20 protein-coding genes are annotated in these 19,903 nt (G+C 45.1%); 16 read left to right on the top strand and 4 right to left on the bottom strand.

Going from position 1 to position 19,903, the window contains the following annotated elements; all coding sequences use genetic code 11:
- Positions 1 to 35: 35 nt before the first annotated feature.
- A complete protein-coding gene (locus GO493_RS05800; RefSeq protein WP_317165403.1) occupies positions 36 to 1,484 on the bottom strand; it encodes an LptF/LptG family permease in 1,449 nt (482 codons plus the stop codon).
- Positions 1,485 to 1,605: 121 nt separating this feature from the next.
- On the opposite strand from GO493_RS05800, the gene GO493_RS05805 reads away from it, so the two are divergent.
- Positions 1,606 to 2,211 (top strand): hypothetical protein, encoded by a 606-nt coding sequence (locus GO493_RS05805; protein ID WP_157305146.1) that lies wholly within the window; start codon positions 1,606 to 1,608, stop codon positions 2,209 to 2,211.
- 20 nt (positions 2,212 to 2,231) lie between these two features.
- Here GO493_RS05805 and GO493_RS05810 read toward each other — a convergent pair whose 3' ends face one another.
- A complete protein-coding gene (locus GO493_RS05810) occupies positions 2,232 to 2,612 on the bottom strand; it encodes an START-like domain-containing protein (RefSeq protein ID WP_157305147.1) in 381 nt (126 codons plus the stop codon).
- A gap of 370 nt (positions 2,613 to 2,982) precedes the next feature.
- On the opposite strand from GO493_RS05810, the gene GO493_RS05815 reads away from it, so the two are divergent.
- The 11 genes from GO493_RS05815 (at position 2,983) to GO493_RS05865 (ending at position 12,493) form a co-directional block, all read left to right on the top strand.
- On the top strand, positions 2,983 to 3,852 hold the full coding sequence (locus tag GO493_RS05815; RefSeq protein ID WP_044218015.1) for a sigma-70 family RNA polymerase sigma factor: 870 nt from the start codon (positions 2,983 to 2,985) through the stop codon (positions 3,850 to 3,852).
- A gap of 194 nt (positions 3,853 to 4,046) precedes the next feature.
- Positions 4,047 to 5,372, top strand: coding sequence for a signal recognition particle protein (ffh, locus tag GO493_RS05820; protein WP_157305148.1), 1,326 nt, complete (start codon positions 4,047 to 4,049; stop codon positions 5,370 to 5,372).
- 155 nt (positions 5,373 to 5,527) lie between these two features.
- The gene (gene rpsP, locus GO493_RS31410) at positions 5,528 to 5,971 is read left to right on the top strand and encodes a 30S ribosomal protein S16 (RefSeq protein ID WP_157305149.1); all 444 of its coding nucleotides are present in this window, start codon (positions 5,528 to 5,530) and stop codon (positions 5,969 to 5,971) included.
- 82 nt (positions 5,972 to 6,053) lie between these two features.
- On the top strand, positions 6,054 to 6,575 hold the full coding sequence (rimM, locus tag GO493_RS05830) for a ribosome maturation factor RimM (RefSeq protein ID WP_157305150.1): 522 nt from the start codon (positions 6,054 to 6,056) through the stop codon (positions 6,573 to 6,575).
- 18 nt (positions 6,576 to 6,593) lie between these two features.
- On the top strand, positions 6,594 to 7,265 hold the full coding sequence (gene trmD / locus GO493_RS05835) for a tRNA (guanosine(37)-N1)-methyltransferase TrmD (RefSeq protein WP_157305151.1): 672 nt from the start codon (positions 6,594 to 6,596) through the stop codon (positions 7,263 to 7,265).
- Positions 7,266 to 7,459: 194 nt separating this feature from the next.
- Positions 7,460 to 7,807, top strand: coding sequence for a 50S ribosomal protein L19 (gene rplS, locus GO493_RS05840; RefSeq protein WP_157305152.1), 348 nt, complete (start codon positions 7,460 to 7,462; stop codon positions 7,805 to 7,807).
- Positions 7,808 to 7,999: 192 nt separating this feature from the next.
- Complete coding sequence (locus tag GO493_RS05845) at positions 8,000 to 8,233, top strand: Sec-independent protein translocase subunit TatA/TatB (protein WP_157305153.1); 234 nt, start codon at positions 8,000 to 8,002, stop codon at positions 8,231 to 8,233.
- Positions 8,234 to 8,446: 213 nt separating this feature from the next.
- Positions 8,447 to 9,886 (top strand): Asp-tRNA(Asn)/Glu-tRNA(Gln) amidotransferase subunit GatA, encoded by a 1,440-nt coding sequence (gene gatA / locus GO493_RS05850; RefSeq protein WP_157305154.1) that lies wholly within the window; start codon positions 8,447 to 8,449, stop codon positions 9,884 to 9,886.
- A gap of 13 nt (positions 9,887 to 9,899) precedes the next feature.
- Entirely contained in the window at positions 9,900 to 11,237 is a 1,338-nt protein-coding gene (locus tag GO493_RS05855) for a lytic transglycosylase domain-containing protein (protein ID WP_198315502.1), read from the top strand.
- A 94-nt stretch (positions 11,238 to 11,331) separates the two neighbouring features.
- Entirely contained in the window at positions 11,332 to 11,637 is a 306-nt protein-coding gene (locus GO493_RS05860; protein ID WP_157305156.1) for an autorepressor SdpR family transcription factor, read from the top strand.
- Positions 11,624 to 12,493, top strand: a complete 870-nt coding sequence (locus tag GO493_RS05865) for an SdpI family protein (protein ID WP_198315506.1) — start codon at positions 11,624 to 11,626, stop codon at positions 12,491 to 12,493. The genes GO493_RS05860 and GO493_RS05865 overlap by 14 nt, the downstream gene beginning before the upstream one ends.
- On the opposite strand, the gene GO493_RS05870 is transcribed toward GO493_RS05865, so the two are convergent.
- Positions 12,494 to 13,918 carry a cation:proton antiporter gene (locus tag GO493_RS05870; RefSeq protein WP_157305157.1) on the bottom strand — a complete coding sequence of 475 codons (1,425 nt, stop codon included), beginning with the start codon at positions 13,916 to 13,918 and terminating at the stop codon, positions 12,494 to 12,496.
- 124 nt (positions 13,919 to 14,042) lie between these two features.
- On the opposite strand from GO493_RS05870, the gene GO493_RS05875 reads away from it, so the two are divergent.
- Entirely contained in the window at positions 14,043 to 16,436 is a 2,394-nt protein-coding gene (locus GO493_RS05875) for a phosphocholine-specific phospholipase C (protein WP_157305158.1), read from the top strand.
- 33 nt (positions 16,437 to 16,469) lie between these two features.
- Positions 16,470 to 17,186: a 3-ketoacyl-ACP reductase gene (locus tag GO493_RS05880; RefSeq protein ID WP_157305159.1), complete on the top strand. Its 717-nt coding sequence runs from the start codon at positions 16,470 to 16,472 to the stop codon at positions 17,184 to 17,186.
- Between the two features lie 66 nt (positions 17,187 to 17,252).
- Here GO493_RS05880 and GO493_RS05885 read toward each other — a convergent pair whose 3' ends face one another.
- Positions 17,253 to 17,684, bottom strand: coding sequence for a SufE family protein (locus tag GO493_RS05885; protein WP_157305160.1), 432 nt, complete (start codon positions 17,682 to 17,684; stop codon positions 17,253 to 17,255).
- Positions 17,685 to 17,870: 186 nt separating this feature from the next.
- Here GO493_RS05885 and GO493_RS05890 point away from each other — a divergent pair, with 186 nt between their 5' ends.
- Both GO493_RS05890 and GO493_RS05895 read left to right on the top strand, forming a co-directional pair.
- Positions 17,871 to 18,446 (top strand): RNA polymerase sigma factor, encoded by a 576-nt coding sequence (locus GO493_RS05890; RefSeq protein ID WP_157305161.1) that lies wholly within the window; start codon positions 17,871 to 17,873, stop codon positions 18,444 to 18,446.
- Positions 18,447 to 18,557: 111 nt separating this feature from the next.
- Positions 18,558 to 19,715, top strand: coding sequence for a FecR family protein (locus GO493_RS05895; RefSeq protein ID WP_157305162.1), 1,158 nt, complete (start codon positions 18,558 to 18,560; stop codon positions 19,713 to 19,715).
- Positions 19,716 to 19,903: the final 188 nt, after the last annotated feature.

Here is a 19,903-nt window from a genome sequence, read left to right on the forward strand (position 1 = left end):
ACACATTGTAGGTTTTAAATTTTACAGTATAACATTTATTGCACCTTTTCAGTTGCAGGTCTCATACTAAATCGCTTAAAGAACTTTTTTATTGTATTGAAGATCCTGAAATAATACTCTTTGTTGAAAAGCTGAGAATCATTCAGTGCTTTATAGATAAGGAAAACAGCTATCGGTATAAGGACTATATTGGAAAGCCACATACCGCTCCACGTTGCCATTACATCTTTGCGCGCCATCTTCTCCCCTAACATAAAGAATATGTTGAATATAACAAAAAAAGCAACGGCAAATATTAATGGAGTGCCTAAACCGCCTTTCCTGATAATAGACCCCAGAGGGGCGCCTATCAGGAACATCACTATGCAGGAAAAGGCGAGTGTGAATTTACGTTGCCATTCTACTTTATGCAAAAGTAAAGTGTTATGTTTTTCTGAAAATTCTTTCGCAGGGCCTTCCAGGTTATTCTGACCATCACGGATATTCTGTTCTGTCCTTTCCAGCACGTAACGGCGTGATTTTTCAGGGATATAGTCTTTAAAGCTGGCTTTCTTAATAGGAGGGGCAGTGGCCAGCCAGCCGGTATCTTCCCATTTGTAGAAAGGATAACGGGTGGTGATGTAAGCGTTTGTTGTACGGGTAAACAGTTTTTCCTGTTTATAAAGGGAATCTATGGCTTTATCCAGCTGCCGTACGTTCAGCATCTGCTGGTTGGAGGCAAAAAGACCCATATCCAGCCTGCTGAAGGCGAAAGAGCTGAGGTCAAACGCTTTCTTGTATTCCCTGAAGCCCAGGCGAATCAGCTCCCCAGGCTGATTCATACTCTGGCTGCGTCTTTCTTCATAACGCCATCCTTTTTCCAGTACGAAGAAAAGAAAGCGTTTATCGGCCGACAATACCATCGTGCCTTTTTCTGCCAGGATAAGCTTATCGCCTCCACCGGCAGTATGGTCAAAGATCATAACCTGGTGTATGGTCTTATTGTCTTTTTCCTTATTGGCTACTTTGATAGTATAGTCGGGAATATCTGTATAGAACACCCCTGCCTTGATATTGAAGGCAGGTTTGGAGTTGGTAATATCGTACAGAAGGGACTTGGCGCGCAGGTTGGCCACCGGCATGGCGTAGTTATTGAACAGGAACGCCAGCACAGCTATGGTGATACAAACCGCCAGAAGTGGACGCATGAAACGGAGCAGGGAAATGCCGGACGATTTCAGGGCTACCAGCTCAAAGCTTTCTCCCAGGTTCCCGAAGGTCATGATGGAAGAGAGCAGTACTGCCAGTGGTAATGCCAGAGATACCAGGTTGGCGCTGGTATAGGTGATGAGCTCTATAATAACCGGAGTATCAAGCCCTTTTCCCACCAGGTCATCAATGTATTTCCAGAGAAATTGCATGACCAGTACAAACAGGGTAACAAAAAAAGTGGCCACGAAGGGCCCCATAAATGTTTTGATGATGAGTTTATCCAGTTTTTTCACGCAGGCAATCTAATTAGAAATCGTACAAATTTATAAAGTAAGGTCTAAAAATACAGTTAATTTTCTTGTCAGCCCCCTTTGGGCAGTGTGTACAGCGCAAAGGAAGCCCTAAATTTACGGGATGGACACATTCGAGCTCACACCGGAAGAACAGGCCCTCATACAGAACCCAAACTGGTTATACCTGAAAAACAGTGCTTTACAGAAGGTAATGGTACTGATGGGACAATTGCAGGAGGCATTGCAGACACACCCGCTGACAGGAACTTTCCCTTTCCCCGGGCAGTGTTTACAACTGGGAGGGAAGATTTCCCGTGGAGAGAAATATAAGGAACTGCCCTATATAATACTGGATTATCCCCGTTATTTCAAGCAGGAAGAGATCTTTGCATTCCGTACTATGTTCTGGTGGGGGCATTATTTCATTGCTACCCTTCACCTGTCCGGCAGGGTAAAAGAAATGTATTCCGAGGCTCTGGCAGATGCCTGGTCTGAACTGGCGGAAGGCCGGTTTCAGCTATATGTCCAGGAAGACCCCTGGCAGCACGATTTAGGGAATGGGAATTACAGGTTAATATCAGCTATACCGGCAAATGAATTCAAGCAGCTTGTATACCGGCGTTCCTTTATTAAACTTGCTAAACCTTATAGATTGGAAGATTGGGAAGAGATAATTCCAAAGATTGTGACAGATTACGGGCTCCTGCTACAATTACTGATCCGCTGATAATAGACGGACCAGGAACTTTAGTTGCCTATTCTGTGAAAGAGATCTTTCACCTGGTAATCCCACAACTGGCTCTGGTCGGCTATTTCTTTCTTTTCTGCAAAATCTCTAACGATCAGGATGGTTTCATTGGTCACTTCGGAGATCTGAATGCGGAACTCAAAGAATTCTTCTTTGGGGGCATGCTTCCAATGCAGGCGTATAAACTCATCTTCTTCCTGTTCCAGCACTTCTGCCTCTTCTACGGAACCATTCCACGAAAAGGAGAAAACGCTGTCCCTGAAATCTACTTTATCTGCGAACCACTCCTGCAATCCTGCCGGGGTGGAAAGGAATTCGTATAAGATACTTGGTGAGCACCGTACCGGATATTCCAACTCATATTGCACTTTCTTAGACATCGCTCAAGTAATTAGTAAATCAATATCATCTGGCTGCAATTATAGAAAAATATTTATTCTGTCAAAATTATTTTGCATTTTTTTTTAATGATTCCCCCAAATCTTTTTACACTTTATAAATAACAATTCTATTATATAAAATATGAATATATTAGCAGGTCGGTAGTTCTGTTTCACAGCTTTTTATTGACAGTATTGAATTTTAGCCCTGTCAAAATTGAGTTATGAATGGTGAAACGTTTTTGCTTAAAAATGGTTTAATAAGTAATTATTTTTTTTGGGTGCTATCTAAAAAAACTTATTTTTGTCTGGCATTCATCAAATAGGGTAACATTTTATTAACCTGTAACTGTTCCGAGTCTTTATGTCAATGCGCCAACTCAAAATCACGAAATCCATCACAAACAGGGAATCCCAGTCCCTCGAGAAGTACTTGCAGGAAATTGGGAAGGTGGATTTAATTACGCCGGAAGAAGAAGTGAACCTGGCTATCCGCATTAAGCAGGGTGACCAGCGTGCACTGGAGAAGCTCACCAAAGCCAACCTCCGCTTCGTGGTGTCTGTTGCAAAACAGTATCAGAACCAGGGTTTGTCGCTGAGTGATCTGATCAATGAGGGGAACCTTGGTTTGATTAAGGCAGCACAGCGCTTTGATGAAACCCGTGGTTTTAAATTCATTTCCTACGCTGTATGGTGGATCCGTCAGTCTATCCTGCAGGCTTTGGCAGAACAGAGCCGTATTGTGCGTCTGCCGCTGAACAAGGTAGGATTGAGCAATAAGATCAGCAAGGCATATTCCCAGCTGGAACAGGAATTTGAAAGGGAGCCATCGCCCGACGAACTGGCCACCATCCTGGAAATCAATACGGAAGAAGTGGAAGCTACCCTCGGCGTAGCCGCCCGTCACGTATCTATGGATGCTCCTTTCATTGACGGGGAAGATAACTCCCTGCTGGATGTACTGGCCAACCCGAACGCCGTTAACGCAGACGAAGAACTGGACCATCACGATTCACTGCGCCGTGAAATAGAACGCTCCCTTTCCACATTGACAGACAGGCAGAAAGATGTGATCATCCTGTACTTCGGTATAGCTGTAGAACATCCTATGTCACTGGAAGATATCGGAGAGAAGTTTGGCCTGACCCGCGAAAGGGTACGCCAGATCAAGGATAAAGCGATCACCAAACTGCGCACCACTTCCCGCAGCAAACTGCTGAGAAATTACCTGGGAAGCTGATAATGCAGTAACTGTCACAGAGAATTAACTTAGTTTATATAACCAGAAAGGTGAATATCGGGCAGATATTCACCTTTTTTTGTTAATTGTAGCTGCATACTGGTTTGCATGTTACTTTATATTATTTTTGCAACCCTTAAAGCTGCAAATCGGCAACAGATGGCCGGCAGCAAAAAACACTAAACAGACTACTGATGTTTGAATCATTATCAGAGCGGCTTGACTCGGCGTTTAAACAACTGAAAGGCGAAGGCCGTATCAGCGAAATCAATGTGGCCAGTACGGTAAAAGAAATACGCCGCGCACTGGTGGATGCTGACGTGAACTATAAAATAGCAAAAGACTTTACCGACCGTGTAAGGGAAAAAGCCCTGGGCGAAAAGGTGATCACCGCCATATCTCCCGGACAGCTGATGGTAAAGATCGTGAAGGACGAGCTGGCAGAGCTGATGGGTGGTACCGAGGCCGAGCTGGACATCAAGGCGAATCCCACTATTATTCTTATAGCAGGTTTGCAGGGTTCCGGTAAAACCACTTTTTCCGGGAAACTTGCCAACTTCCTGAAAACCAAGAAGAATAAGAAGCCCCTGCTGGTAGCGGCAGACATTTACCGCCCTGCAGCGATAGACCAGCTGAAGGTACTGGGTGAACAGATAGGAGTAGAGGTATATAACGAACCTGAGAATAAAAATGCCGTACAGATAGCCCAGAACGCTATCCAGCAGGCAAAACAGAACGGGAATAATATCGTTATAATAGATACTGCCGGTCGTCTGGCTGTGGATGAAGTGATGATGACCGAGGTGGCCAATATCAAAACCGCAGTAAAACCGAATGAGATCCTCTTCGTGGTGGATTCCATGACCGGTCAGGATGCCGTGAATACAGCCAAGGCGTTTAACGACAGGCTGGACTTCAGTGGTGTTGTGCTGACCAAGCTGGACGGTGATACCCGCGGTGGCGCGGCGCTGACCATCAAGTATACAGTAGAAAAGCCCATCAAGTTCGTGAGCATGGGTGAGAAGCTGGATACGCTGGATGTATTCTATCCTGAACGTATGGCACAGCGTATCCTGGGGATGGGTGATATTACCACCCTGGTGGAACGTGCTCAGGCCCAGTTCAACGAAGAGCAGGCCAAGAAGCTGGAAAAGAAGATCCGTCAGAACCAGTTTGATTTTGACGACTTCCGTGAGCAGCTTCAGCAGATCAAGAAAATGGGTAACCTGAAAGACCTGATGGGCATGATACCTGGTGTTGGAAAAGCTATCAAGGACATCGATATCAGTGATGACGCCTTTAAGGGAATTGAGGCAATGATAGGGTCTATGACCCCCGAAGAGCGTGGAAATCCGGACATTATAGATGGTAGTCGCCGTAAACGTATTGCAAAAGGCGCCGGTAAGGATATCCAGGATGTGAACCAGTTTATGAAACAATTTGACCAAATGCGCCAGATGATGAAAATGATGAATAAATTTGGGGCAGGAGGAAAAGGATTAAGGGCTTTAGGAAGGTAAAAAAGAGATTGGGAGACAGGTTGAAGGCAGTCAAAGGTGCCTGCATTTTGTAGACTTTTAACAGAATTTATTTTGAACTAATCCGGTTAAAGCATACCTTTGCTGCCCGATTAAATATTTTTTTTTAACTCGCAAAAAAATAACTCGAATTATTTATGCCAGTAAAGATCAGACTACAACGTCATGGCGCAAAGAAGAGACCTTTTTATTTCATCGTAGTTGCCGACGCTCGCGCGCCAAGAGATGGTAAATTCATCCAGAAGATCGGTACTTACAACCCGCTGACTGTTCCTGCATCTATCAATATAGATACAGAAAAAGCACTGCGTTGGTTGCAGAAAGGTGCACAGCCTACAGATACAGTTAGAAGAATACTTTCTTTCAAAGGTGTTCTTTACCTGAAACACCTCCTGAGAGGTGTGAAACTGGGTCTGTTCGATGAGCCTACAGCATTCCAGAAATTTGAACAGTGGCAGGCAGAGCACGAGCAGAAAGTTGCTGCCCGTCGTGACAACCACAAAAAGGCAAGAGTAGCTCAGCCTATCGTAAAAAGAGTTGAAGATGCTCCTGCTCAGCCAGAAGGCGGTGCAGAAGCTTAATTAGCTTTTGGATCATATTTAAAGGGAAATATCTGCTTTCAGATATTTCCCTTTTTCATAGCCATGAGAGAGGGTATAGCTTATGAATAATTACTTCAGCATAGGAAAACTGGTCTCTGTTTTCGGATTACAGGGGGAGTTTGTTCTGAAACACAGCCTGGGTAAAAAGACCAGCCTGCCAGGAGTGGAAGTCCTCTTCCTGGAAGAAAAAAAGAACAGCTTCATTCCTCATTTTATACAGAAAACCAGTATCAAAGACCATGAACATGTGTTTGTAAAGCTGGAAGGCATTGATAATAAAGAAGATGCACGCCGGTTGGTACAAATGCCTGTATACCTGGCTGAAGACGATTTTAAAAAGCAGGCCTCCTCTTCCGCTCCCCTGTCCTTACTGGGATTTACCGTGCAGGATAAAGAGCAGGGCATACTGGGCACTATAGAGGAAGTGATTGAAATGCCCATGCAGACGCTGGCAAAGCTGACCTTCAGGGAAAAGGAAGTACTCCTGCCCCTGAATGAACAATCGCTGGTGAAGGTAGATAAGAAAAAACAGATCGTACATGTGGACCTGCCGGAAGGATTGCTGGACATTTACCTGGAATAGGGCTATTAACAACAGATCATGAGAATAGATATCATTACTGTACAACCGGGGTTGCTTGAAAGCCCCTTTTCGCACTCCATCCTGAAAAGGGCACAGACGAAAGGGCTGCTGGAAGTGTATACCCATAACCTGCGGGATTATTCCACGCTGAAACACAACCAGGTAGACGACTACCAGTTTGGCGGCGGCGCAGGTATGGTAATGATGATAGAACCTGTTGTAAATGCAATAGAAAGCCTGCAGGCAAAGGTGCAGTATGATGAGATCATCTACATGACCCCTGACGGACAAACCCTGAACCAGGGAATGGCTAACCAGCTCTCCCTGAAAGGAAACCTGCTGATCCTCTGCGGGCACTATAAAGGGATAGATGAAAGGATACGGGAGCATTTTGTCACAAAAGAGATCTCTATAGGAGATTATGTACTGTCTGGCGGGGAGCTGGCAGCAGCCGTACTGGTAGACGCTATAGGCAGGCTGATTCCCGGGGTGCTCAATGATGAAACCTCTGCCTTACTGGATTCCTTCCAGGATAACCTGCTGGCGCCTCCTGTATATACCCGCCCGGAAGAGTTCAGAGGCTGGAAAGTACCGGATGTGCTGATGAGCGGCGATCATAAGAAAATAGATAACTGGAGGCATGATATGGCGGTAGAGCGCACAAAGGAACGGCGCCCGGACCTGTTGTAAACGAAGAAATGACGAACAGATAAGGTAGGAATGAGGTAGAAATGACGAACAGACAAGCCGTTGCTGCTATAAACTCCTATCAGGCTCAACCGCACCCGACAAATTGTTTTTAAAATTATTCTTTAATAAACCTGGGGTTATTTGGAACTTAACTTTTTCTAAGTTACCTTTGCACTCCGATAAATATTTGAAAGATGAACGCTATTTCTTTTGTTCACGAGCAACTGACAGGTAAAAAAAACTACCCGAAGTTTAAGGCCGGTGACAATGTCACTGTTAACTATAAAATTGTTGAAGGTAACAAGGAAAGAATCCAGTCCTTCAAAGGCGATGTACTGAAAATCCAGGGAACTGGAGCTACAGCCTCTTTTACTGTAAGAAAAATATCTGACGGTGTTGGTGTTGAGAGGGTTTTCCCTCTGCTGTCTCCAAACATCGACGGTATTGTTCTGAACAAAGTTGGTAAAGTAAGAAGGGCAAGACTGTTCTACCTGCGTGAACGCGCTGGTAAAGCTGCCCGTATCAAAGAGAAAAGGGTTTAGTATAAATACAGGGAAATTAGTGATAACGGGAACCGTTCGGGTTCCCGTTTTTTTCATGCCTATGGAAACCGGATGCCACGTGAGAGAGATTCTCTTAAAATAAAATTAAAACTTCTCAGGTCCAATAAGGCGGTAGCTAAATCCCGGATATATTTACCTATCTTTGTTTGCTTAACGTTTAAAACTGAGAAAATGACTGCCGTTTTAGTTAAATCACCTCTTTTATTATTCCAGGAATTAGGTATGACAGAATTACTCTTAATAGCTTTGGTTGTATTGTTGCTGTTTGGTGGTAAAAAAATTCCCGAACTGATGCGCGGACTGGGTAAAGGTATCCGTGAATTTAACGATGCCAAGAACAATGTGCGCAAAGAGATCGAGGATGGCATGAAAGAACAGCCAGCTACCACAGACAATAAGAACTAAGAGTAGTTTTTATACTGTCTTCAATTGATTCAAACGTGAATGGGGGAGTAGTGTGCCGGAGTAAAAACGTCGCATCACCACGCTAGAGGATAGGTATATGCTATTATACCAACAGGTATATGATATACAAATATGCCAGCTGATCAGCTCAGTATCCGGCTTCAGGTTTGACCTTATTTATTATTTCACTATAAGCAATTAACTGGTTTGGCTTTGTCTGAATTCAGCAGTATATCAGCTTTCCAGGAAGCATTATACGCCGGCAGAACAACCTGTACGGAGACGGTACAGCTATACCTGGACCGGATCGGACAGACTAAACACCTTAATGCCTTTCTGGAGGTTTTTGAAGAAGAAGCCCTGGAAAAAGCGCGCGCACTGGACTCCCGTATAAAGAACGGAGAACCTGTGGGGGCGCTTGCAGGCGTTGTAATAGGTATTAAGGATGTAATATGTTATAAAGGGCATAAAGTAAGTGCTGCCTCCCGTATACTGGAAGGGTTTACTTCCCTGTACTCTGCCACAGCTGTAGAAAGGCTGCTTGCAGAAGACGTAATTATCATTGGCAATCTCAATTGTGACGAATTCGCAATGGGATCTACCAATGAAAATTCTGCATATGGACCCGTACTGAACGCCCTGGACAATACAAGAGTACCGGGCGGTTCTTCAGGAGGCTCTGCCGTAGCAGTTCAGGCAGGACTGTGTATGGTAAGCCTCGGTAGCGATACCGGAGGATCTGTACGCCAGCCGGCAGATTTTTGCGGCATTGTTGGGCTGAAACCTACGTACGGCCGCATTTCAAGGCATGGGCTTATTGCTTATGCCTCATCTTTTGATCAGATTGGCGTGTTTGGCAGGAATATTGCGGATGTAGCGAAGGTGCTACAGTCAATTGCAGGGCCTGATGAATATGATAGTACAGCTTCAAAAGAAGAAGTACCTGATTATCAGACAATACACAATAAATCCTGGAAAATAGCGTATTTAAAAGACGCACTGTATCACGAGGGCCTGGACCCCGAAATGAAAGAAGGGTATAGTATCTTTTTTGAAGAACTGGAAACTGCAGGCAATACCGTAACTGCTGTGGATTTCGCTTATCTTGACTATGTAGTTCCTGCATACTATGTACTGACTACTGCAGAGGCTTCTTCCAATCTTTCCAGGTTCGATGGTGTGAAATATGGCCACAGAACATCTTTAAAAAATCTCGAGTTAACAGATTTCTATAAAAAAAGCAGATCAGAAGGGTTTGGTAAAGAAGTAAAAAGGCGTATATTACTGGGGACTTTTGTGCTTAGCGCGGGTTATTATGATGCGTACTACACTAAAGCCCAGCAGGTTAGGAAACTGGTAGTAGATAAATTATCAGAGATCCTTTCGGAATACGATGCCATTTTAATGCCAACTGTACCTTCCACTGCTTTCAAAATAGGCGAAAAGTCTAATGATCCAATAGCCATGTACCTGGCGGATATTTACACGGTACTGGCAAATCTGGCAGGGGTTCCGGCAATTTCCGTACCTTTGCGCCGGCATTCAAACGGAATGCCATATGGTGTACAGATCATCACAAAACAATTTAGCGAAGCGAGCTTGCTGAACATTGCAGATCACGTAATGAATATCAGCCAGGCCACTCCTGTTTAAAATAAATATGTGTATGAGGAAAATCTTTTTACTACTGCTGTTACCATCTTTGGGTGTGTGGCATACTGAGGCGATGGGTGGCAACGGAGTACCTAAAGAGATGGTTACTCCCTATGGAGGACCGGATACTACGGTACTGAACCACAAGGTGCGTTTACCTAAAGACACAGCAATTGTGCCTACGGTAACATCACAGGCCGTGCGTAAGAACGCACAAAGCCTTCCGTCCAGCATCAGCAGTCCAAAGGTCTATGAACAGATCAACAACAACATTGTAGCTGGTTACATTAACAACTTTGCCAGCAGGTACAGCCAGCATTTACAGGTAATGGTATCCAAAGGACAACCATACTTCGTAATGGTAGAAAAAATATTCAGGGAACATGGTATCCCCGAAGAAATGAAATACCTCGCTGTTATTGAATCCAGCTTTAATACAAACGCACGCTCCCGTGTAGGAGCAGTAGGAGCCTGGCAGTTCATGTCCGGCACCGCCCGTATCTTCGGATTGAGCGTAGGTAAGAAAGTGGACGAACGTAAGGATTTCTACAAATCCACAGTAGCCGCTGCCAAATTCCTGAACGAACTGTATAACCAGTTCGGCGACTGGCTCCTGGTAGTAGCTGCCTATAACTGCGGCCCCGGCGGTGTACAACGTGCTATGAATGCCAGCGGACGCAGTGATTTCTGGGGCATGCAATACTTCCTGCCTGCAGAATCCCGTAACCATGTTTACAAATTCATCGCTACCGGTTATATCCTTGACAGGTTTAATAACTTCTTCGGTGTAGGCGATGATGGTAATGATAACACTCCTGTAAACATACCTGTTACAAGCGCTGCATACAACACAACAGAACTTACAGAAGAAGAGATCTACAATACCGTAGAATTCAATATATCCGGTAAATACCGCCTGGAAGCAATCGCTAAAAAGCTGAGCATGCAACAGGCAGAACTGGAACATCTGAACCCTGACTTTGCCAGGATGATGGCCAGCCCGGAAAACAGCTACGACCTGCGTATTCCCAAAGATAAAATGAAGGAATTCCAGGCTGAGAAAGAAGAGATACTGAAAGAATCACTTCAGATGATGCTGGATGACAAAGCCAGCGGTGTTGATAAATCAAGGTTCCCTGCTCCGGCAAAAATTAATACAGTAGCTGAGAGAAAAGTAACCACAAAAACAACTACCGCTAAAAAAGCAACTGCCAGAACATCAAAAGCTAAGGCTAAATCAACTGCCACAGCTAAAAAGAAAGCAGTAGCTAAAAAAGCAACGACAAAAAAGACAGCAGCTAAAAAGCCAGTTGCAAAGAAAACAACAACAACATTGAGAAAGCTTAACTAGCTTATTAAAATACCTGAAAAGCCCGGTCATTTGACCGGGCTTTTTTTATTCCGGAATTTCTACTAATTTTATATTTAGACAAATATCTAAATATATGAACGCTCTCTTTAAAGCCCTGAATGACAAAACAAGAAGAGACATTCTTGAACTCCTGAAAAGCGGTGACAAAACCGCGGGAGAGATCGCAGATCACTTCCAGCATACCAAACCCACTATCTCCCATCACCTTGACCTGCTCAAACAGGCAGAACTTCTCACCAGTGAGAAAAAAGGCCAGTTCATTTATTACTCCCTCAACACTACTGTAGTAGATGAATTATTGAAATGGGTAATGCAGTTCACTTCAAATTCAAAACCTCTTCCTGAAGACAATAAAACCCTCGGATATGAAAACAATTAACTGGAATAAGGAAAGCATCTTTTTAATTATCCTCACTATCCCATGGATAGCATATCTATTACTGCATACCCAACTGCCTGACCACATCCCCTCTCACTATACAGTAGATGACAGCGGCAACTGGGTAGCAGACAGGTACATGTCCCCCCTGGGAAATGTTATCTCTCTTTTCATAGCAGCCCTGGTGGTATATGCAGCCATGACCGCTCCCTCTTTTTTCAGACTGATAAGGGAGGATGAACAATACACAGGTAACTGGCTGTATTATTTCAAGCTGGCAATGGTGCTGTTCATTGTTCTGGCGCCTGTTTACCTGATGCTGGCGGCAGCCGGCTACACACCGGACCTTTCCGAAACTGTAACCGGTAACCTGGTCATGGTGCTGTTACTGGTGATCCTTAACATCTTCCAATATCTCCTCTTTTCCAAACTGAAGAACAAAGGGAAAAAACCTTTGCCTGAGAAACAATACAATATCATCTGGGCAGCTACACATGTGTTAACAAGCCTGGCTCCTATAGGCGTTATCCTTGCTGGTCAGGGAATGAAAGCAGAACGCCTGGTGCCTGAGGCTGTATTCCTGTTTCTGGCTATCATCGGGAACTTTATGTATAATATCCGTCCTAACAGGTTTATTGGTATCAGAACACCATGGACATTAAGTAATGAAGAGGTTTGGGTGAAAACGCATAGACTGGGAGCGAAATGGACATTCTGGGCAGGGGTAACAGGATTTATTCTCTGTGTATTTGCGCCGGTGCAATGGCTGCGGTTCTTACTTCTTTTTATTGTGATAGGAGTAAGCGCCATACTGGTCACTTACTCCTATGTTATTCATAAAAAGATAGCCGGATAATTAACCTATCTGACTGGCCTGCAGCCGGCTTTCTTCCGTCTTTTTGACAAGATCCAGCAGCGGGCCGGTCATGAAAGTGGTGCCTAAAGCCATCAATACCATCATGGCAAATATTTCAGGCGATAATATACCCAGGTCATAACCTATATTCAATACCACCAGCTCCATTAATCCGCGTGTATTCATCAATGCCCCGATGGCAAGAGAATCCATCCAGGATTGTCCCATCAGCCTGGCCGTAAAGGCGCTGCCGCCCAGTTTACCACCTACAGCTACCAGCATGATCAGACCAAAGACTGCCCAGAGATGCCCCTGTCCCAACAGGCCTATCTGCGTACGCAGACCGGTGAAAACAAAGAAAATAGGGAGTAGTAATAATACACTTACATCTTCCAGCTTATCTGTCAGCAGCTTCTGCACAGAAACATCTGCCGGCATGATCACACCAGCCAGGAAAGCGCCGAACAGCGCATGTATACCAATGATCTCAGCAAGCCATGCAGAAAACAACAGCACCATGAATCCAAGAGCTGCTACTGACTTTGAGTTACCGGCTTCCATCATCTTAGGGATCCTTTTTGACAGCCAGGGTTTGATGATATAAAGCATCAATCCCAGGAAAATAAGCGCCAGTACCAGCGTCAGCGCCGCGGTCCATAATGTGCCGGCCTTAACGATAGTGATCACTACAGCCAGGATACACCATGCAGTCACATCATCGGCAGCTGCACAGGTAATAGCCAGCATACCAAGCGGGGTACCGCTAAGTTTTCTTTCCTGCACTATTCTTGCCAGTACCGGGAAAGCAGTGATGCTCATGGCAATACCCATGAACAGCGCAAATGAAAGGAAGCTCACATTTGCCGGTGCAAACTGCTGATACATGTAATAAGCAAGACATACACCCAGGAAGAAAGGAACAACAATGCTGGCATGACTGATCATAACAGCATCATGCGCTTTGTTCTTTACCTTATGGGTATCCAGTTCCATGCCCACCACAAACATAAAGAAGGCAAGACCTATCTGACTGAGGAATTGCAAGTTCTTAAAACTATCTGCCGGGAAAAGGAACGCACTGCCGCTGCCCCAGAGCCAGCCAAAGAGGGAAGGGCCCAGGCAGATACCTGCAACAATTTCACCCACTACTGAGGGCTGTCCTATAGCATTGGCCAGCTTACCGAATAAACGGGCCACCAGCAGGATTACTATGATCTGTAATAATAACAGCGCCAGCGGATTCTGGATATTATGTATAAGAGCACTTTTCACGTTCTCTGCAGACGATGCCGCTGTAGTGATCACAGAAGGTGATACCTGGTGTATATTATGCTGCTGCAGATGACTGCCCTGCCTGATGATAAGCCAGATGAGGAATCCGAAGAAACCAATGATCAGCGGGTACCACAACATTCTCTTATTCATAATATACCTGATTTGTTCAGACGAAAGATAATAATAATCTCCCGGTATAGGTCCATATTAATTCATTTAAAACTTTCCTCAGAATAGCAGCAGCTTGCTCTCTCTTATGTATATTGTCATCATTATGGATACCAGGAGAGACTTCATCAAAAAAGCCGCATTATTATCCGGCGGTACCGGCCTGCTGGGCGTATTACCAGCATCTGTACAACGTGCCCTCGCCATTGACCCTGCACCGGGAAGCAGCTTCCTCGATGCAGAACATATAGTACTGTTAATGCAGGAAAACCGTTCCTTTGATCATTGCTACGGTACCCTGAAAGGCGTACGCGGATTCAACGATCCACGCGCTGTTAAACTTCCCGATAACAACCTTGTATGGTTGCAGTCTAATGCCGAAGGACAAACATTTGCACCCTTCCGCCTGGACCTGAAAGACTCTAAGGTTACATGGATGAGCTCTCTCCCGCACTCCTGGGAAAACCAGGTAGATGCCCGCAATGACGGTAAATATGATCGCTGGCTGGATGTGAAGAGATCAGGGAATAAAGAATATGCAGACCTGCCGCTTACAATGGGATATTTTACACGGGAGGATATTCCCTTCTACTATTCCTTCGCAGATGCGTTTACTATATGTGACCAGAATTTCTGTTCTTCACTGACAGGTACAACACCTAACCGCCTGTATTTCTGGAGCGGCACCATCAGGGAGAAGCAAAGCACGGATGCCGCTCCCAACGTACGTAATGAAGAAGTGGATTATGGAGTACCGGCAAGCTGGACCACATTTCCGGAAAGACTGGAAGACAATGGCATCTCCTGGAAGGTATACCAGAATGAATTGAGCGTAGGCGTTGGATTTACAGGAGAAGAAGATGCCTGGCTGGCTAACTTCACGGACAACCCGCTGGAGTTCTTTTCTCAATACCTGCCGCAATTCTCTGCAGCACATTATGACTATCTGAAGAAAAAAAATGATCAGCCGGAAGAAACGGAGAAATGGAGCCCGGAGAAATATGCTGCGCTTTCACAGAGAGAAAAGAACTTACACGAAAAGGCATTCACTACAAATAAGAATGACCCGGACTATCATCAGCTCACTACTCTTGAATATAATGATAACGGCGTAAAGCGTACCGTACAGGTACCGAAGGGCGATGTGTTGCATCAGTTCCGGGAAGATGTGAAGAATAAGCAACTACCAACTGTTTCATGGCTGGTAGCGCCTGAAAACTTCTCAGATCATCCAGGCGCTCCGTGGTATGGGGCATGGTATATATCTGAGGTGCTGGATATCCTGACACAGGACCCGGAAGTATGGAAGAAGACCATCTTCATCCTGGCTTATGATGAAAATGATGGCGATTTTGATCACGTACCTCCTTTTGTTCCTCCTCATGGTAAAGATAACGGACTTGTTTCTGAAGGTATAGATACCTCCGTGGAGTTTGTGACGATGGAACAGGAAATGAGAAAGAAAGGGGTGAAGGAAGAGAATGCAAGAGAAAGCCCTATAGGATTAGGATATCGTGTACCGCTGGTAGTGGCGTCTCCCTGGAGCCGGGGCGGATATGTTAACTCGGAAGTGTTTGACCACACCTCTGTGCTGCAGTTCCTGGAACATTTTCTGACAAACAAAACAGGTAAAAAGATAGTTGAGTCAAATATCAGTCAGTGGAGGCGTACCATATGCGGAGACCTGACCTCTGTATTCCGTCCGTACAACGGCGAGAAACTGGATGCTCCTGCTCCTGTGGAAAGAGATGCCTTTATAGAAACGATCCATAAAGCACAGTTCAAAAAAGTACCTGCAGGCTTTAAACAACTTACACCGGAAGAGATTGCAGCTATCAACAGAAATCCCGCTGACGCTCCTCATATGGCTAAACAGGAAGAAGGAATACGTCCTGCCTGTGCATTGCCTTATGAGTTGTACGTAGATGGGAAGAAAGATGATGGCGCTTTCAGGATAAAATTCACTGCCGGGAAAGAGATGGCAGGGCAAAAAGCGGTAGGCGCCCCCTTCCATGTATATTATGGTTTTGAGAACAAGGTAAGAGCTTATGCTATAGCAGCGGGAGACAGTCTCACTGATGAATGGAGCATAGAGGGGACAGGTCGTTACCAGTTCAGGGTATATGGCCCGAACGGTTTCTTCAGGGAGTTTAAGGGATATAAGAATGATCCGCAGATAGAAGTAAAGTGTGACTATGAGCGGAGAGGACAACGCTTTACCGGTAATGTTTCTCTTTTGCTGGAGAATCACCATACAGCATCGCAGCATATTGTGATACAAGACAACGCTTATAACATGGGTAGTAAAACAGTGGTATTAGGGCCTGGTGCAAGGAAGACTGTTGAGTTAGATCTGAAGAGCAGTTACGGCTGGTATGATTTGAGTGTGGAAGTAAACGGAGATAAAGAGTTTGTTCGCCGTTATGCTGGTCACGTAGAAACCGGCGCCGGCAGTTTCAGTGATCCATTGATGGGTGGTTTGACACGCAAGGGGGAATAACTGTAACTTTGCAGCTGATTAAATTTAAGAGAGATGGAATCAATAAAAGGTAAGAATGCCCTTGTAACAGGTGCAGGAAAAGGAATAGGTAAAGCAGTAGCAAAGCAGCTGGCAGCAGAAGGTGTAAATCTTGCATTGCTGGCGCGTACAGAAAATGATCTGAAGATTTTGGCAGAAGAGCTGAAAGCAACAGGTGTGAAAGTAGTTTATGCAGCTGCCGACGTAGCTGACAGGCAGGCGGTTGAAGCTGCTATCACTAAGCTGACAGCAGAACTGGGCACAATAGATATTCTCATTAACAATGCAGGCATCGGTAAGTTTGCGAAGTTCCTGGAACTGGAACCGGAGCAGTGGGAGCAGGTGATAAAAGTGAATCTCTTTGGCGCCTACTATGTGATCCGGGCTGTATTGCCGGGCATGTTATCCCGCCAGACAGGAGATATCGTGAATATCTCTTCCACTGCAGGACAGCGGGGTGCTCCGCTGACAAGTGCTTACAGCGCTTCTAAGTTTGGCCTGATAGGTCTATCAGAATCACTGATGCAGGAAGTGCGTAAATCCAATATCCGTGTTACTACTTTGACGCCAAGTACTATTGCTACAGATATGGCTATAGAATTGAAGCTCACAGATGGCAATCCTGAAAAAGTAATGCAGCCGGAAGATTTTGCAGAGCTGATAGTAATGCAGCTGAAACTTAACAGGCGTACTTTCGTGAAAGAAGCCGGGCTATGGTCAACCAACCCTTAATTTGTTTTTAGGGAACATCCCCCCATATAAAAAAACGCTTTTGTCACAGACAAAAGCGTTTTTTTATTAAAAACCCTGTAATAATTGTATCTGATAAGCCACCGCCTGAGACTTCATCTTCTTCAATATTAACGGCCATTGAATATTGAACGGTTGCTGAAAGATATCTGCAACAGAAAGCTCATTCATAAAATAGATATCTGCATTGGCAATATCCCTGGGATGATTGCCGGACAGTACCCTGATAAACAATCCCAGCAACCCTTTGCTGAGAGTATCTGTTCCTGCCGCAGAAAACCACACCTTTTCCTTAATGTACACAGCATGTACCCACAGGTCAGATACCCAGCCCTGTACCCGGTAATGATCATGTTTATATTTATCCTCCATTACAGGGAGCGACTTTGCAACAGTTCTCAGATAGTTCATACGGTTTTCCGGAGCTTCCAGCAGCAGAAAATCTTCTATCAGTTTATCCTGTACTTCATTTATTGACATAGACTTTCGGTTTTAAGAATGCTGTATGAAATTATTAACCATACAGGCTGTAAGTATCTCAGATACGGAAATTAATTTACGCGATCAGAAAAATTGCTATGTCACTAAAATCTTAAGATAAACTTCATTTTTACATCCGGATGTTTTCGTATTTTGTAACAAGATGGGTTTGCCAAGAGCCAAAATATGTATGATTTTCAACACAGTGGAGATGATTTGATGCAAAGGGTAGCTGCGGGAGACGAAGCTGCCTTTGCGGAATTGTTTTACACCTACCACAACAGGGTAGGTGCCTTTGTGCTTGGATGGACCCGTTCCCAATCTATGACAGACGAGATTGTACAGGATGTTTTCATGAAGATCTGGACCCGGCGGGAAACCCTGCCCGTTATCAGGCAGATTGACAGCTATCTGTACATCCTGGCCCGGAATGAAGCCTTTAACTGCCTGCGGCAGCAGGCCAGGGAGAAGGTGAAACGGGAAAACTGGGAACAGGAGCAGGAAGCGCTGCCAGCAGGAACAGAAGAACAGGATTATACCCCGCTGATTGAAAAAGCCGTTTCCCTGTTACCCACTCAGCAAAGGAAAGTTTATCTGTTAAAACATCATCATCATATGGCATATGCTGAAATAGGCAAGTATATGCATATCTCCCCCGAAACAGCCCGGAAACATCTTTCTGCCGCCCTTCGCTCCATTATTACCTATGTAAGGTCACATTTACACCTGATACTGGTTTTGATTATTTCTCTCAGGAAATAGCTTTTAAAGAACCAGGAACTCTCCTTCTCAAAAAAAAGTTAAAAAAATTTCTTCCCCCACTACCCGGTTTCCATTTTTCTGGTGTCTTCTATTATAGACAACCAAAATTACATGTCCGATCAACACTTACATAACCTGATGCTCCGCTATTATAAAGGAGCCACTACTCCCGAAGAGGAGGAGGAGCTGATGCAGCTGCTGGATAGTGGCAATGAGCAGGTTATAAAAGAGATCATGGACGCCATCTGGAAGGAAAATGAAAGCGCTACGCCCATTTATACACAGGAGCGGAGCCAGGAATTACTGAGAGAAATATTACCGGTACGGAAATTATCCGTCAGGAAAAATGTGATCCGGTGGAGCAGCGCAGCAGCTGTATTATTATTAATAGCAGCAGGAGGCTGGTGGTTGGCACAATCGCGGAAAGCTGCCGTAATAGGCAAACAGCATAATAAGACAGAGGTAGTGCGTCCGGGGGGAAATAAGGCTACCCTTACCCTGGCAAACGGGGACGTAATAACCCTGGAGGACGCAGAAAACGGGGCATTAAGCACTCAGGGGGGCACTAAGATCATTAAGCTGAAAAGCGGTCAATTGGCCTACAACAGTGAGCAAGGGACGGCTGCCGGTGCGCCGGCAGCCCTTAATACGCTTGCCACTCCCCGTGGCGGGCAGTACCAGGTCACCCTGCCTGATGGCACGGAAGTATGGCTCAATTCAGCCAGCAGTATCACTTTCCCTACAAAATTTACCGGCAACGCCCGCGAAGTGCAGGTGAAAGGAGAAGCTTATTTTGAAGTGGCCGCCAATGCCAGACAGCCCTTCCTGGTTAAGACGGAAGGAATGGAAGTACAGGTACTGGGCACCAGCTTTAACCTGATGGCCTATTCAGATGAGAAAATAATCAGGACCACCCTGGTACAGGGAGCCGTGAGAGTGGCGAAAGACAACAGGAATGTAGTCCTGCAGCCTGGTCAGCAGGCCCGGCTGGATGCAGATGGAGGCATGAAAGTGGTAAAGGCAGACCTTGAATCCACCCTGGCCTGGAAAAACGGACTTTTTACATTCAATGATGCTACTATAGAGGAAGTAATGCGGCAGATAAGCCGCTGGTACGATATGGAGGTTGTTTACCCGGAAGGCATTCCTCATGACTTGTTCCGGGGTGAAATGTTCAGGAGCGAACAGATAACGTCTGTACTGAAAATACTGGAAGCAAGTGGGGTCAATTTCCGCGTAGAAGGAAGGAAGATTATAGTAAAACCATAACGGGGCGAACAAGAAGACAATTCAACCAAAATCAACAAATTACACGTGTATGATGAACAAATCACCTTGAAAAAGACTGCCCGTATACAACGAAAAAGAGGCGCTTGAGCCCGCCCCTTTTTGTCAGGGCCGTTAAAAACAATCTGCTAAGGACTATTTCATTAAACCCAAACACTGCAAAGTTATGC

Origin of the sequence: Chitinophaga tropicalis (assembly GCF_009758205.1) — a bacterium.
Classification (GTDB): domain Bacteria; phylum Bacteroidota; class Bacteroidia; order Chitinophagales; family Chitinophagaceae; genus Chitinophaga; species Chitinophaga tropicalis.

Coding starts and splice junctions, on each gene's coding strand:
- GO493_RS05805 (WP_157305146.1), top strand. CDS start 1,606: ATGGACACATTCGAGCTCACACCGGAAGAACAGGCCCTCATACAGAAC.
- GO493_RS05810 (WP_157305147.1), bottom strand. CDS start 2,612: ATGTCTAAGAAAGTGCAATATGAGTTGGAATATCCGGTACGGTGCTCA.
- GO493_RS05815 (WP_044218015.1), top strand. CDS start 2,983: ATGCGCCAACTCAAAATCACGAAATCCATCACAAACAGGGAATCCCAG.
- ffh (WP_157305148.1), top strand. CDS start 4,047: ATGTTTGAATCATTATCAGAGCGGCTTGACTCGGCGTTTAAACAACTG.
- rpsP (WP_157305149.1), top strand. CDS start 5,528: ATGCCAGTAAAGATCAGACTACAACGTCATGGCGCAAAGAAGAGACCT.
- rimM (WP_157305150.1), top strand. CDS start 6,054: ATGAATAATTACTTCAGCATAGGAAAACTGGTCTCTGTTTTCGGATTA.
- trmD (WP_157305151.1), top strand. CDS start 6,594: ATGAGAATAGATATCATTACTGTACAACCGGGGTTGCTTGAAAGCCCC.
- rplS (WP_157305152.1), top strand. CDS start 7,460: ATGAACGCTATTTCTTTTGTTCACGAGCAACTGACAGGTAAAAAAAAC.
- GO493_RS05845 (WP_157305153.1), top strand. CDS start 8,000: ATGACTGCCGTTTTAGTTAAATCACCTCTTTTATTATTCCAGGAATTA.
- GO493_RS05855 (WP_198315502.1), top strand. CDS start 9,900: ATGAGGAAAATCTTTTTACTACTGCTGTTACCATCTTTGGGTGTGTGG.
- GO493_RS05860 (WP_157305156.1), top strand. CDS start 11,332: ATGAACGCTCTCTTTAAAGCCCTGAATGACAAAACAAGAAGAGACATT.
- GO493_RS05865 (WP_198315506.1), top strand. CDS start 11,624: ATGAAAACAATTAACTGGAATAAGGAAAGCATCTTTTTAATTATCCTC.
- GO493_RS05870 (WP_157305157.1), bottom strand. CDS start 13,918: ATGAATAAGAGAATGTTGTGGTACCCGCTGATCATTGGTTTCTTCGGA.
- GO493_RS05875 (WP_157305158.1), top strand. CDS start 14,043: ATGGATACCAGGAGAGACTTCATCAAAAAAGCCGCATTATTATCCGGC.
- GO493_RS05880 (WP_157305159.1), top strand. CDS start 16,470: ATGGAATCAATAAAAGGTAAGAATGCCCTTGTAACAGGTGCAGGAAAA.
- GO493_RS05885 (WP_157305160.1), bottom strand. CDS start 17,684: ATGTCAATAAATGAAGTACAGGATAAACTGATAGAAGATTTTCTGCTG.
- GO493_RS05890 (WP_157305161.1), top strand. CDS start 17,871: ATGTATGATTTTCAACACAGTGGAGATGATTTGATGCAAAGGGTAGCT.
- GO493_RS05895 (WP_157305162.1), top strand. CDS start 18,558: ATGTCCGATCAACACTTACATAACCTGATGCTCCGCTATTATAAAGGA.